The organism is Mesorhizobium sp. L2C066B000 (genome assembly GCF_000502335.1).
In the GTDB taxonomy this organism is placed as follows: domain Bacteria; phylum Pseudomonadota; class Alphaproteobacteria; order Rhizobiales; family Rhizobiaceae; genus Mesorhizobium.
In genome coordinates, this window is the sequence record NZ_AYWZ01000001.1 from 1,655,133 (window position 1) to 1,668,554 (window position 13,422).

Annotated in this window: 13 protein-coding genes; 9 read left to right on the forward strand and 4 right to left on the reverse strand. The window is 62.8% G+C overall.

Annotated features, from left to right (window positions below):
• The first annotated feature begins 17 nt into the window (after positions 1–17).
• The gene (locus X733_RS158305; protein ID WP_023667683.1) at positions 18–671 is read left to right on the forward strand and encodes a protein-L-isoaspartate(D-aspartate) O-methyltransferase; all 654 of its coding nucleotides are present in this window, start codon (positions 18–20) and stop codon (positions 669–671) included.
• Between the two features lie 322 nt (positions 672–993).
• Positions 994–2,493: a peptidoglycan DD-metalloendopeptidase family protein gene (locus X733_RS158300; protein WP_023667682.1), complete on the forward strand. Its 1,500-nt coding sequence runs from the start codon at positions 994–996 to the stop codon at positions 2,491–2,493.
• Positions 2,494–2,603: 110 nt separating this feature from the next.
• Here the strand turns inward: X733_RS158300 and X733_RS158295 are convergent, their stop codons facing one another.
• A complete protein-coding gene (locus tag X733_RS158295) occupies positions 2,604–3,479 on the reverse strand; it encodes an ATP-binding protein (protein ID WP_023667681.1) in 876 nt (291 codons plus the stop codon).
• A gap of 271 nt (positions 3,480–3,750) precedes the next feature.
• On the opposite strand from X733_RS158295, the gene yajC reads away from it, so the two are divergent.
• From yajC to X733_RS158270, 5 genes are all read left to right on the forward strand, one after another.
• Positions 3,751–4,098 carry a preprotein translocase subunit YajC gene (yajC, locus tag X733_RS158290; RefSeq protein WP_023667680.1) on the forward strand — a complete coding sequence of 116 codons (348 nt, stop codon included), beginning with the start codon at positions 3,751–3,753 and terminating at the stop codon, positions 4,096–4,098.
• 54 nt (positions 4,099–4,152) lie between these two features.
• A complete protein-coding gene (locus X733_RS158285; RefSeq protein WP_023744782.1) occupies positions 4,153–5,148 on the forward strand; it encodes a hypothetical protein in 996 nt (331 codons plus the stop codon).
• 217 nt (positions 5,149–5,365) lie between these two features.
• The gene (gene secDF, locus X733_RS158280; protein WP_023705998.1) at positions 5,366–7,918 is read left to right on the forward strand and encodes a protein translocase subunit SecDF; all 2,553 of its coding nucleotides are present in this window, start codon (positions 5,366–5,368) and stop codon (positions 7,916–7,918) included.
• Between the two features lie 11 nt (positions 7,919–7,929).
• The gene (locus tag X733_RS158275) at positions 7,930–8,319 is read left to right on the forward strand and encodes an Mth938-like domain-containing protein (protein WP_023667676.1); all 390 of its coding nucleotides are present in this window, start codon (positions 7,930–7,932) and stop codon (positions 8,317–8,319) included.
• Between the two features lies 1 nt (position 8,320).
• Positions 8,321–9,163, forward strand: a complete 843-nt coding sequence (locus X733_RS158270; protein ID WP_031193116.1) for a phytoene/squalene synthase family protein — start codon at positions 8,321–8,323, stop codon at positions 9,161–9,163.
• Between the two features lie 36 nt (positions 9,164–9,199).
• Here X733_RS158270 and trmFO read toward each other — a convergent pair whose 3' ends face one another.
• The 3 genes from trmFO to X733_RS1000000167725 all read right to left on the reverse strand — a co-directional run bounded on the left by trmFO (position 9,200) and on the right by X733_RS1000000167725 (position 11,439).
• On the reverse strand, positions 9,200–10,612 hold the full coding sequence (trmFO, locus tag X733_RS158265) for a methylenetetrahydrofolate--tRNA-(uracil(54)-C(5))-methyltransferase (FADH(2)-oxidizing) TrmFO (RefSeq protein WP_023818118.1): 1,413 nt from the start codon (positions 10,610–10,612) through the stop codon (positions 9,200–9,202).
• 491 nt (positions 10,613–11,103) lie between these two features.
• Positions 11,104–11,247, reverse strand: coding sequence for a DUF1127 domain-containing protein (locus X733_RS1000000167720; RefSeq protein ID WP_023667673.1), 144 nt, complete (start codon positions 11,245–11,247; stop codon positions 11,104–11,106).
• A 51-nt stretch (positions 11,248–11,298) separates the two neighbouring features.
• Positions 11,299–11,439 carry a DUF1127 domain-containing protein gene (locus X733_RS1000000167725; RefSeq protein WP_006335194.1) on the reverse strand — a complete coding sequence of 47 codons (141 nt, stop codon included), beginning with the start codon at positions 11,437–11,439 and terminating at the stop codon, positions 11,299–11,301.
• Between the two features lie 235 nt (positions 11,440–11,674).
• On the opposite strand from X733_RS1000000167725, the gene X733_RS158260 reads away from it, so the two are divergent.
• Positions 11,675–12,787: a DUF2157 domain-containing protein gene (locus tag X733_RS158260; RefSeq protein ID WP_023667672.1), complete on the forward strand. Its 1,113-nt coding sequence runs from the start codon at positions 11,675–11,677 to the stop codon at positions 12,785–12,787.
• A complete protein-coding gene (locus tag X733_RS158255) occupies positions 12,784–13,365 on the forward strand; it encodes a GDYXXLXY domain-containing protein (RefSeq protein ID WP_023697610.1) in 582 nt (193 codons plus the stop codon). The genes X733_RS158260 and X733_RS158255 overlap by 4 nt, the downstream gene beginning before the upstream one ends.
• The last annotated feature ends 57 nt before the right edge of the window (positions 13,366–13,422 follow it).

The following is a 13,422-nucleotide window of genomic DNA, read 5'->3' on the forward strand; positions in this document are numbered from 1 at the left end:
ATGAAGAAGGTTCTGGCATGAACTTGCCGCTCGACGATCGCGAGGGTTTTGCCGCTTTCCTGCTGCGCCTGCGCGGCCAAGGCGCGGTGCCGAAGGCGTTGATCGCAGCCTTCGAGGCGACGCCGCGGCGCGGCTTCCTCAACGGCCAGTTCCATTCGATCGCCTGGTCGGACGGCATGCTGCCGATCGAATGCGGCGAGGCGATCGAGGGCGCCGATCTGCAGGCGGCGGTGATTGCGGCCTTGGCAATAGAGCCCGGCAACCGGGTGCTCGAGATCGGCACCGGCTCGGGCTACACGGCAGCGGTGATGTCGCGGCTCGCGGCGCGCATCGTCAGCGTCGACCGCTACAAGACGCTGGCCGAGCAGGCCAGGCAACGCTTCGAGGCGCTCGGCATCGGCAATGTCATCGTGCGCCAGGCCGATGGTTCCAACGGCCTTGCCAACGAAGCGCCGTTCGACCGCATCGTAGCCTGGGCGGCTTTCGACAGCCTGCCGCGCTTCCTGCTCGACCAATTGTCGAGCGGCGGCATCGTCATTGCCCCGATCGGGCCGGAGGAGGGCGAGCAGGTGCTGGCCAAGCTGACCAAGGTCGGCAGCCGCTTCGAGCGCGAGGATATCGGCACCGTGCGCCTGCAGCCGATCCTGCGCAGCGTCGCGGCGGTTATTTAGGTGAACTGATATTCAGGTGAGGCCGGCCTGCAAATGCCAGGTTCCTGCGCTTCCGGTGCTCACGTGTTTGAGTACGCTCCGCTCCGGCCTTCGCCGGCCGAAGCCGTCATAAATGCCTCCGCTCTATGAAGGCTACGGCCGGCGTAGGCCGGTTCTCAGAACCTGTCATTTTCGACTCGGGCCGATCTGAATCAACGCAGCTTCGGCGCATTCGAAAATGTTTTAAGAAAATTTGCGTCTGATTCTATGGGGTTAACCCGCCAGTAACATTAACGCGCTTTAATCATGACCAGTGTGTACCGGGTCTGTGCGGGTTAGTGCGATGCAATTCAGTGTTTTGAAGGCAAACGGGCGTACTCTGTCGCGGGGCTGCGCTGTCCTCATGCTAGCCGGAGTGGCGGCGGGGTGTAGCTCCCAAGTCTCGCGGTTCAATGGTGTCGACGACGTCTTCACCTCCTCGACCAACAATCAGCGCGCCATCATCGACAAGCAGAGCACTGCGCAGCCCTATCCGGGCGATGTGGCGGCCGAGCCGATCGCTGCGGCACCTGTCGATGGCAGCCATAACCAGTCGGTCAGCCGCTCCAGCCTGGAGCCGGTCACCGTCCAGCAGCTGCCGCCGCCGAGCGCGCCCAAAGCTGCTCCGATGCGCACCGCTTCCGCGCCGGCGCTTGCACCGGCACCGCATGTCGACAGAACGACTACCGGCACCGTCCAGCCGGCGAGGCCGTTCAAGAATGCCGGTGACTCCGATCCGAAACCACTTGCGGCTGGTACGCCGCATGCGACCGAGATCGTGGTCAGCGACGGCGAGACCATTTCCGGCATCGCTCATCGCTATCATGTGCCCGCCGACGTGATCATGAAGGTCAACGGCTTGAGCGCCACCAAGGGGCTGAAGACCGGTCAGAAACTGGTCATCCCGGCCTATGCCTATTCAAGCAAGGGGACAGAGCCGAAACTTGCCGACGGCAAGCCGGCAAACAGCCCCAAGGCGCCGGCGCCGGAGAAGGTCGCCGTACTGCCGCAGCAGCCGAAACTCAAGGACGGCAAGTCCGCCGCGCAGGTTGACGCTTCGGCAGCGAACAAGCCGAAGACCGACAAGCCGGCGCAGACGGCCTCGGCCGCGCCAAAAGCCGGCGCGGGCACCTACACGGTCCAGTCGGGCGACAGCCTGTCCTCCATCGCCAGGAAGACCGGCGTTGGCGTCGTGGCGCTGAAGCAGGCGAACGGCATGCAGGACGGCCTGCTCAAGATCGGCCAGACGCTGAAGGTTCCGGCAGGTGGCACCGCAACGGTCGCCAGCGCCAAGCCGGCCAAAGTTGATCCGGTGACGACCGCGACCACCCAACCGGCGGCAAAGCCGACGGAGACGCTCGCCACCTACACGCCGCCGAAGAAGGACGCCAAGGTCATCCAGCAGGCCGAGGACGACGATGCTGTTGCGCCCGATGCCACCGGCATCGGCAAGATGCGTTGGCCGGTGCGTGGCCGCGTCATCTCCAATTTTGGTGGCGGCAAGGATGGCGTCGACATCGCCGTGCCTGAGGGGACGCCGGTCAAGGCGGCCGAGAACGGCGTGGTCATCTATGCCGGCGACGGCCTCAAGGAATTCGGCAATACGGTGCTGGTGCGCCACGAAAACGGGCTGGTCACCGTCTATGGCCACGCCAGGTCGATCGAGGTGCAGCGCGGCCAGAAGGTCAAGCGCGGCCAGGAGATCGCGCTGTCGGGCATGAGCGGCACCACCGACTCGCCGAAACTGCACTTCGAAGTGCGCAAGAACTCGGCCCCGGTCGATCCCTCAGGTTATCTCGAATAGTCGGGAATAGAACAATAAACGTTTTGCAGGCCGTCTGACCTCCAGTCCGGCCCGCCGGCTCAGCCCGCTCCGCAAGGGGCGGGCTTTTTCAGTGACCTGACGGAAATCAATCAGTCGTTCAGCGGCTTGCCGAGCCGGCCGGCCAGATCCTGAGTGAATTGCCAGGCGACGCGGCCCGAGCGGCTGCCGCGTGTCGTTGCCCATTCCAGGGCGTCGGCGCGCAGCTGCTCCGGGTCGATCTTCAGTCCATGATGGGTGGCATAGCCGTTGACCATATCGAGATATTCGTCCTGCGAACATTTGTGGAAGCCGAGCCACAGGCCGAAGCGGTCGGACAGCGAAACCTTTTCCTCGACCGCCTCGGACGGGTTGATGGCGGTCGAGCGCTCATTGTCGATCATGTCGCGCGGCAACAGGTGCCGGCGGTTCGACGTGGCGTAGAAGATGACATTGGCCGGGCGGCCCTCGACGCCGCCTTCAAGGGCTGCCTTCAGCGACTTGTAGGAGGTGTCGTCATGGTCGAAGGAGAGGTCGTCGCAAAACAGGATGAAGCGAAACGGCGCCGCCTTCAGCAGGCCCATCAGCCTGGGCAGCGTGTCGATATCCTCGCGATGGATCTCGATCAGCTTGAGCGGCAGGTCGGATTTGGCCTGGGCGTTGATCTGCGCATGCACGGCCTTGACCAGCGAGGATTTGCCCATGCCGCGCGCACCCCACAACAACACATTGTTGGCGGCATGGCCGGCGGCGAAACGTTCCGTGTTTTCGACCAGAATGTCGCGCACGCGGTCGACGCCGCGGATCAGGCCGATGTCGACGCGGTTGACCTTGCGCACCGGCTCGAGATAGCCGGGGTCGGCCTGCCAGACGAAGCAATCGGCAACCGCAAGATCGGTTTGCGGCACCGGCGGCGGGGCGAGGCGGGTGACCGCCTCGATCAGGCGGTCGAGCTTTTGGTTCAGGGCCTCGATGGTGCTGTCGGTCATGTCTCGTCTTTTATGTTTCCGCACGAACGTGCGTAGGGGCCGAAATCGTCTTGATCCGGGCGAGATAGAAACGGGTTCCAAGCTTTTGTTTGGGCATGATCTTTTGCGAAAACCACGCCCGTATTCCGGGAGCATGCTCTAACACGGGTCAACCGGCCGGAAAAGCAGCTGAAAGCCCGGCCGCGCAGTTGCATTGGTAACTTTACCCACTATATTCCGGCCAAATTTGGCGAGGCCGCCCTACGGCCTTCTTCGTAACCAGGAGTTCTTGATGTTCGTCACACCGGCATACGCCCAAGCTACCGGAACTCCGCTTGGTCCGTTCGGGGATATCGGCATGATACTCCCGTTCGTTCTGATCTTCGTGATCATGTATTTCCTCATCATCCGGCCGCAGCGCGCCCAGTTGAAGAAGCGCCAGGAGATGATCTCGGCCGTGCGCCGTGGCGACACGGTCATCACCGGCGGCGGCTTCGTCGGCAAGGTGACCAAGGTGATCGACGACAATGAGCTTGAGATCGACCTTGGCGGCGGCACCAAGGTGACGGCGCTGCGCTCGACGATCGCCGATGTTCGGGTCAAGGGCGAGCCGGTGGCCAACCAGAACGCCAAGAAGTAAGCCAGTTTCCCAAGCGGAGCGATCCGCGGGCAGAGCTCTGACAAAAGACGGCGTATGGTCCATTTTTCGCGCCTGAAAATGATCCTGATCTGGCTTGCTATGGCCACAATGCTCGTCGACGCGCCCAGTCTTCACGCTGCCGGCGCGGACGTGCTGCTTCGATTGGACGCGACCGATGTGATCGATCGCCGGTTGGAGGCGACGCGTGACGAAATCAGGACGCTGCTGCGCGATGCAAGGATCGGCTATACTGGTCTTGCTAAGTCGGGTCGGGCCGTTCAGGTGCATATCACCGACGCCGCTCAGGTCGGCGCGGCCAAGATGGCATTGGAGGCGGTGACTGATCCTGTCCTTGGCAGCGCTGGTCCGGTCCAGGAAGTGATCCTGGATGATACCGGAGCAGCGTTGCTCAAGTTCACGGTAACAGACACAGGTATCAAGTATCGGATGTCGATCGCGCTTGCGCAGTCGATCGTGGTCATTAAGAATCGCCTGCGTGATCTTGGTGTAGCCGACCCAGTAGTGCGGCCAGAGGGCGAAGACGGTATGCTGGTCCGGACCTCGGGCGTTGCGGATTTGCAAAGGCTGAGGAGAATTCTCACCCGAACCGGAATGCTGACTTTTCAGTGGGTTGATGAGTCGATGCCGGTCGCTGATGCGATCAATGGCCGGACGCCCGCTGGCTCGGTGGTGGTTTATTCGAAGGACGATCCACCGGTTCCCTATCTGGTTGAGAGCCGAACGATCGTTTCCAGTGACGACATTGTCAATGCTCAGGCGACTCCCAACTCCGTCACAAATGAGCCGGCGGTTTCGTTCACCTTCGATTCCAGGGCAACGGCACGCGTTGCGCAGGCGACCTCGCAGAATGTCGGCAAGCTATTTGCGATGATCCTCGACAACCAAGTGCTTTCGGTGCCAGTCGTCCGCGAGCCAATTCTTAACGGCCGCGGCCAGATATCGGGCAACCTCACCAAGGAGAACGCCGATGATCTGGCCTTGCTTTTGCGTTCCGGACCGATGCCTGCACGATTGAAAATAGTCGAGTAGCGCACGATAGCGCCCGGCGGTGATCAGAATTAGAATGGAACCGACAGAGGCGATTGACGCCGAAACCGCTGCCGGCGGCAGCGCCAAATTGACCTCAGCGCGCTCGACAATCGGCGAAGTGCGGGTTAAGGGCGAGCCGGTGGCAAATAAGAACGCCAAGAAATAACCGAATTGTCGGCGGAACGATCCGCCAGTACGCCCTGACGGACAACGCCATATGCTGTATTTTTCGCGCCTGAAGATGATCCTGATCTGGATCGCCGTGGCCGTCACATTCATCCTTGCCGCGCCAAATCTCTTCCCGGCCAGCACATTGGCGCAATTGCCCAACTGGGTGCCGAAGCGGCAGATGACGCTTGGTCTCGATCTGCAGGGCGGTTCGCACATCCTCTTGCAGATGGACCAGAATGATCTCGTCAAGGCGCAGCTGGAAACGACGCGCGACGAGATCCGCACGCTGCTGCGCGATGCCAAGGTGGGCTATACCGGCCTTGGCGGCACCGGCAGGACCGTACAAGTGCGCATCACCGATCCAACCCAGATCGATGCCGCCAAGGCGGCGCTTAAGCCGCTGACCGATCCGGTCGCCGCCGGCCTGTTCACCGGTGGCTCCATCCAGGAAATGTCCCTGGATGATTCCGAAGCCGGGCTGCTCAAATTCACCGTCACCGACGCCGGCATCAAATACCGCACCTCAGCCGCATTGGCGCAGTCGATCGAAGTCGTCGAGCGTCGCGTCAACGAACTCGGCACCACCGAGCCGATCGTGCAGCGGCAGGGCGACGACCGTGTGCTCGTCCAGGTGCCGGGCCTGCAGGATCCGCAAAGGCTGAAGGAGATCATTGGCCAGACCGCCAAGATGACCTTCCAGATGGTCGATACCTCGATGTCGGTGCAGGATGCGCTGAACGGCCGCCCGCCGGCAGGCTCCTCGGTGCTTTATTCGCAGGACGATCCGCCGGTTCCGTATCTGGTGGAAAATCGCGTCATCGTGTCCGGCGAGGATCTTGCCAAGGCCACCGCAACTTATGATTCCCGAAACAACGAGCCAGTAGTTTCGTTCGTCTTCAACTCGCGCGGTGCGACACGGTTCGGCCAGGCGACCCAGCAGAATGTCGGCAAGCCGTTCGCCATCATCCTCGACAATCAGGTGATTTCGGCGCCGGTGATCCGCGAACCGATCCTCGGCGGCAGCGGCCAGATTTCAGGCAATTTCACCGCCGAAAGCGCCAACGACCTCGCCGTGCTGCTGCGGGCCGGTGCGTTGCCGGCAAAGCTGACCGTGATCGAAGAACGCACGGTGGGCCCGGGCCTCGGCCAGGATTCGATCCATGCCGGCAAGGTCGCCGGCATCATCGGCTCCATTCTCGTCGTCGCCTTCATGTTCGTCGCGTACGGACTTCTCGGCTTCCTCGCCAACATTGCGCTCGCCGTGCACGTGGCGATGATCGTCGGGGTTTTGTCGCTGCTTGGCGCGACGCTGACCTTGCCCGGCATTGCCGGTATCGTGCTGACCATCGGCATGGCGGTCGATTCCAACGTGCTGATCTATGAGCGCATCCGCGAGGAGCGACGGGCCGGCCGTTCGGTCATCCAGTCGATCGACACCGGCTTCACCAAGGCGTTGGCGACCATCGTGGATTCCAACGTGACGTCGCTGATTGCCACGGTCGTGCTGTTCTATCTCGGCACCGGACCGGTGAAGGGCTTCGCCATCACCTATGCCATCGGCATCCTGACCACGGTGTTCACCGCCTTCACCTTCACCCGTCTGCTGGTGTCGATCTGGCTGCGCCGCGCGCGTCCGAAGGAATTGCCGCGTGCGCCGGTGACCTTCGTTCCGGCCGGCACGAAAATCCCGTTCATGGGCATCCGCCGCTGGACCTTCGCACTGTCCAGCCTGCTGTCTGTCCTCTCGGTCGTGCTGTTCATGACCGTCGACATCAATTACGGCATCGACTTCAAGGGCGGCTCGATCATCGAGGTGCAGTCCAAGCAAGGCGACGCCGATATTGGCGATATCAGAAGCCGGCTGTCGGAGCTAAACATCGGTGAAGTGCAGGTCCAGCAATTCGGCGCGCCGAACGACGTGCTGATCCGCGTCGGCACCCAGGATGGCGGCGAGAACGCCGAGCAGACCGTCATCGACAAGGTGCGCGGCGAGCTCCAGGACAATTACGATTTTCGCCGCGTCGAGGTGGTGGGTCCCACCGTTTCGGGCGAGTTGGCCAAGCAAGGCACGATCGCCATGATCATCGCGCTGATCGGCATCCTGGTCTATGTCTGGTTCCGCTTCGAATGGCAGTTCGCGGTCGGCGCGATCGTGGCGACGGTGCACGATGTGGTGATGACGCTGGGCTTCTTCGTCATCACCGGGCTCGAATTCAACCAGTCTTCGCTGGCTGCGATCCTGACCATTATCGGCTATTCGCTCAACGACACGATCGTCGTCTATGACCGTGTTCGAGAAGATTTGCGAAAATACAAACGAATGCCGCTGCCGCAATTGTTGAACAACGCCATCAACGAGACGCTTTCGAGAACGACGCTGACTTCGGTGACGACCATCCTGGCGCTGCTGGCGCTGGTGTTGTTCGGCGGCGAGGTGATCCGCTCGTTCACCATGGCGATGCTGTTCGGCGTCGTCTTCGGCACCTATTCGTCGATCTTCATCGCAGCGCCCTTGCTGATCCTGTTCAGGCTCAGGCCGCAGGGAGCGAGCGCCGATGAGGAGAAGCCGGTTGGTGGCGGCAAGGCCATGGCGACCTGACGGCTGCGCTGGTGGCAAAAGGCATCGTCATACGCGAGGCGCATTTCCCCGGACGGGCGCCGATCGAAGCCTACGGCAATGGCGGCTTCCGCTTCGCCGACATGTCGCATCGCGGCTCGCTTCTTTGCCTGCCCTCCGGCATCCATGGCTGGGAGCCGGCCGATCCGCTGGCCCTGACGGCGGCGGACTTTGACCTGCTGCTGGCCGAGGCCGACAAGGTCGAGATCCTGCTGGTCGGCACAGGCAAGGATTTGCGGCCCTTGCCGGCAGCACTTCGGGCGGCGCTGAAGGCGGCTGGCATTGGCTCCGACCCGATGTCGACGGGGGCAGCGGTGCGGACCTACAATGTGCTGCTTGCCGAAGACCGCGCCGTGGCCGCGGCGCTCATCGCCGTCGACTGACGTGACCGATACAGCTGACATCGTCATGGAGGCGGTGCGCGCCGGCGACCATGACCGCTATGTCAGCGCACTCTATGCACCGGCCGACAAGCGCGCGGCGCTGTTTTCGCTTTACGCCTTCAATGCCGAGATCGCGTCTGTCCGCGACCGCATCCACGAGGCATTGCCGGGCGAAGTGAGGCTGCAATGGTGGCGCGATGTCATCGCTGCTGAAGCCGCAGCCACAGGCAACCCGCTCGCCGATGCGCTGAAGGCGACGATTTCTGCCCATGGCCTGCCCAAAACTGCCTTCGACAACATGCTCGAGGCCCGCATCTTCGACCTCTATGACGATCCGATGCCGTCGCGCACCGATCTCGAGGGCTATTGCGGCGAGACGGCGGCCGCGCTGATCCAGCTGGCGGCGATGGTGCTCGATCCCAATCAGGCGCCGCGCTTTGCCGAACTGGCGGGCAGGGCCGGCTGCGCCCAGGCGATGACCGGCCTGTTGCTGCTGTTGCCGCTGCATCGCCGACGCGGGCAATGCTTCGTGCCGGCGGATATCCTTGCAGCGGCCGGCTCGTCGCCGGAGGAGTTCGTAAGCGGCGACGGCGGCCCCGGCGCTCAGCGCGCGGTGGCTGCGATGATTGCATTGGCGCAGGAGCATCTCCGCGCTTTCGAGCAAGGGGCGTCCGCACTTCCGGAAACGCTGCGTCCGGCGTTCCTGCCGCTGGCGCTGACCAGCGCCTATCTCGGCAAGATGGCCAATGGCCGCTCGCCGCTTGGTGGCGCAGCCCGGCTTTCGGCTCTGCGCCGGCATTGGCTGTTGCTCAGGCGCGCAACGCGGGGTTGGCCAGCGAGTTGACGTAAACGTCAATCGCGTTAGGACTCTGAGACTTGGCTATTCAGCAGCTTCCGATGTTTGCGCCGGCAGCCCTAGCCACTCCCGACAATCTGCCCGCGCGCGTGAGGTGATCGCGTGGCGCTTGGCCACCGTCTTGTCCTTGCCGCGCAGGCGTTTGCCTTCGGTCTTCGGTGCTTCCACCGGCGGGAACAGGCCGAAATTGACGTTCATCGGCTGGAACGAGCGTTTGCCCGGCTCGTCGTCGGAAACGATGTGGCCGCCGGTGATGTGGTTGAGCAAGGCGCCGAAGGCGGTGGTGAGCGGTGGCAGCGATGGCGCGTGGCCGAGCCGCTCGGCGGCGGCGAAGCGGCCGGCGAGCAGGCCGATCGCCGCGCTCTCGACATAGCCCTCGCAGCCGGTGATCTGGCCGGCAAAGCGCAGGCCCGGCCGCGACTTCAGCTGCAGCGAGGCGTCGAGCAAGGTCGGCGAATTGATGTAGGTGTTGCGGTGCAGGCCGCCGAGACGGGCGAACTCGGCGTTTTCCAGGCCCGGAATGGTGCGGAAGACGCGCACCTGCTCGGCATGCTTCAGCTTGGTCTGGAAACCGACCATGTTGTAGAGCGTTCCCAGCGCATTGTCCTGGCGCAGCTGCACCACGGCATAGGCTTTTACCGTCGGATTGTGGGCATTGGTCAGCCCCATCGGCTTCATCGGCCCGTAGCGCAGCGTCTCGACGCCGCGCTCGGCCATGATTTCGATCGGCAGGCAGCCGTCGAAATAGGGCGTGCCTTCCCACTGCTTGAATTCGGTCTTCTGGCCGTCGACCAGCGCCTGTACGAAGGCGAGATACTGGTCCTTGTCCATCGGGCAATTGATGTAGTCCTTGCCGGTGCCGCCGGGCCCAACCTTGTCGTAGCGCGACTGGAACCAGCAGGTGTCCATGTCGATCGTGTCGAAATGGATGATCGGGGCGATGGCGTCGAAGAAGGCCAGCGCGTCGGCGCCGGTTGCCTCGGCGATCGACTGGGCGAGCGACGGCGCGGTCAACGGGCCGGTGGCGATGATCGCCTGGTCCCATTCCGCCGGCGGCAAGCCCGGCACTTCCTCCCGCTCGATGGTGATCAGCGGGTGCGTTTCGAGCCTTTTCGTCACCGCGTCGGAGAAGCCGTCGCGATCGACGGCCAGCGCGCCGCCGGCCGGCACCTGATTGGCGTCGCCGGCGCTCATGATCAGCGAGCCGGCCAGTCGCATTTCGGCATGCAGCAGGCCGACGGCATTGTTCTCGGCATCGTCGGAGCGGAAGGAATTGGAACAGACGAGTTCGGCCAGCCCATCGGTCTTGTGCGCATCGGTGCCGCGCACTGGGCGCATCTCATGCAAAATGACGGGAACGCCGGCTTGTGCTGCCTGCCATGCGGCTTCGGAGCCGGCGAGGCCGCCGCCGACGATGTGGATAGGATTTTTGCTCATGAGCGCCGGAATAATCGCTTGGCGCGCCGTTTGCAATTGGCCGGTGCGAGCGTGGGTCATTGTCGTGCAACGACGGAGCTCGACTTTCTTATGTCCGCGGCGACGCTCTGATGGCGGCGTAAAGCGCCTCGATCGACTGCATGCGCAATTGAAAAGCCTGCCCAAAAACAACAACACCCGCCGCGGGAGGAGGTGCGGCGGGTGTCGTTTTTGGGGCCGATCCTCGGGAGGAGGTGGGGATCGGCCGTATTCGTCATCGCCGGGGAGGAGGTCGGCTTTGACGAAATTCTTTTCGCCGGATCGAGGGAGGCGAAATCCCTGGAAGGCGAACTGCGTTCACTTTGGAGACGAACTGCGTTCGGTTTGGAAACAGCGCCCGCCGCGGGAGGAGGTGCGGCGGGCGCCGTTTTGGTGGTCAACCCTCGGGAGGAGGTGAAGGCTGACCGTATCCGTCAGGGTCGGGGAGGAGGTCGACCCTGGCGAAATTCTGGTTAGATCGTCGCCCTGCGGGCGATGATCTTGATCTCGTCGCGGACGATGCCGAGATCATGGAGCTGACGGTTCGAAAGGCGACCCAGCTCGGTAACGGTGTCGCGGTAAACGCGCCAGTTACGATAGTTGCGGATCAGGTTCATTGTCGTTCTCTTTTTCAAAACTGGTTCGGACCATTTGCGATCCGAAGAGGATTAGACCGCCTTGCGGGCGACGTAGTGGATGTCGCTGCGGCTGATGCCGAGGTCGGTCAGTTCACGGTTCGACAGGCGGCTCAGCTCGGAGACGGTGTCCCGGTAGCGGCGCCAGTTGCGGTAGTTGCGGATCAGGTTCATGGTAGTGCTCGTTTCGTCTTTCTTCGGATCATTCCGTTTGTGTACGAACAGTAAATAGGCTGGGTTATATCGATTTAAAAGTGCTGTTGACGCATGGCAGCAATGCAAATTGTGCAATGCAACATTAACGCGCGTTCACGGCTTCGTCATGAAGAAACCCGAATCGGAAAATGACGTTGCGTCAACGATTTGAGCGGATCGGCTGTCAGAAAGACCAAGCTGGGGGAGAAGCGGCATGGCGAGTTATTCGTCACGGGCGAGGGCCGATATCGGGCGGTGGCTGCAGGCTGGCCTGATCGACGCGAAGACGGCCGATGCGCTTAAGCGCGACATCGACGCAAACGAGCGCAAATCGCTGAGCTTCGGCACTATATTGGCCATGATGGCAGCGCTGCTGTTCGGCGCCGCGATCCTGCTCTTCGTCGCCGCCAACTGGGACGCGATCCCGCGGCTGGTGCGGGTCGCGGCGCTGTTTGCCGTCATTCTCGCCGGCTATGTCGGCGGCGCGGTGTTGAAGATGCGCGACCATGCGGCGATCGGCGAGGCGCTGTGGATCGTGGCCGCCGCGGCCTTCGGCGGATCGATCGCGCTGATCGGCCAGATGTACCATCTCACGGGTGACGAAGCCTCGGCCATCGTCACCTGGGGCATCGGCACGGCATTAGCCGCGGTGGCGTTGCGCTCGAACCCGCTGACGGTCGCTGCCGTCGGCATATCCGTTGCCTGGCTGTTCGTGCGCGCGTTCGACTTTTATGACCGCCCCGTATTTCCGGATTTCTTCGTTATCATGGCGCCGGTGCTTTTTGTCGTCTCGTTGTGGACGCGCAGCCAGCCGGCACGCCACCTGATCATTCTCTCGGTCATTTTCTATATCGCGGTGCGCGGCCTGGACCAGAACACGCTCGCCCTGGCTATTCCTCTCGTCGTGGTGTCGGCGCTGCTGTTTGCGGTTTCGATCTTCGCCGCTGGGCCGGCCGACCGGATCTTGCAGCTCGGCGGGCGGTTGCCTTTGCACGCCTTGATCGGCTTTCTCACCGGGCTGGCGATGATGCAGATCGAACTGGGCGATGACAACGCCTTCAGCAACGGCTTTGCCATTGCGTCGGTCATCGCACTGGCCGGCATTGCCGCGGCGATCATGCTGGGCGGGCGCGAGAGCAGGGGGCTGCGCTGGGTTGCCTATGCCGGCTTTGCCTTCGAGCTCGCCATTATCTATGTCGTGACCTTGCAGACGATGCTCGGCACGGCCGGCTTCTTCCTGGCTGCCGCAGTGCTGTTCGGCATCCTGGCTCTCGTCATCATCCGTGTGGAAAAACGCATGAAGGCCCCGGAAGGAGCGGCAGCATGATGTCGGGAAAGAAACTTGTCATCTCGGCGCTGGTCCTGGCGCTCGTCCAGATCGGCTTCCTGAGCTGGATCATCGCCGGCCGCGCGGCGATCCTGCGCAACGGCAAGGAGGTCTTGCTGAAAGTCGAGCCGGTCGATCCGCGCGATCTGCTGCGCGGCGACTATATTATCCTCGGCTATGAAATATCGCGCTTGCCGGTGAAGCTGATCGCCAACATCCCGGCCGGCCAGCTCGTGAGCGAGAACACGCCGATCGTGGTCCGGCTGAAGCCGGGTGCCGACGGCTATTGGCATGCGACCACGGCCTGGTTCGGCAAGGCTCCGACGCCGGCGACCGCCGACGAAGCCGATATTGTCGGCCAGGTCGCGCCGGGCTGGACGCTTGATCCTGAATCCACGATCGCACCGCAATACGGCATCGACCGCTTCTACCTACCTGAGGGCCAGGGCATGGCGATCCAGAACGACATGCGGGTGCGGCCATTCGGCGTGCGCATCGCGCTCGCCGCCAGTGGCCAGGCACAGATCAAGGCGCTGATGGACGGCGACAAGACATTGTTTGAGGAACCGCTCTACTAGAAGACATTACCCAGGGCATGGATTTCGGCAACGATCGATCGCTTCGCCCTCATGCAA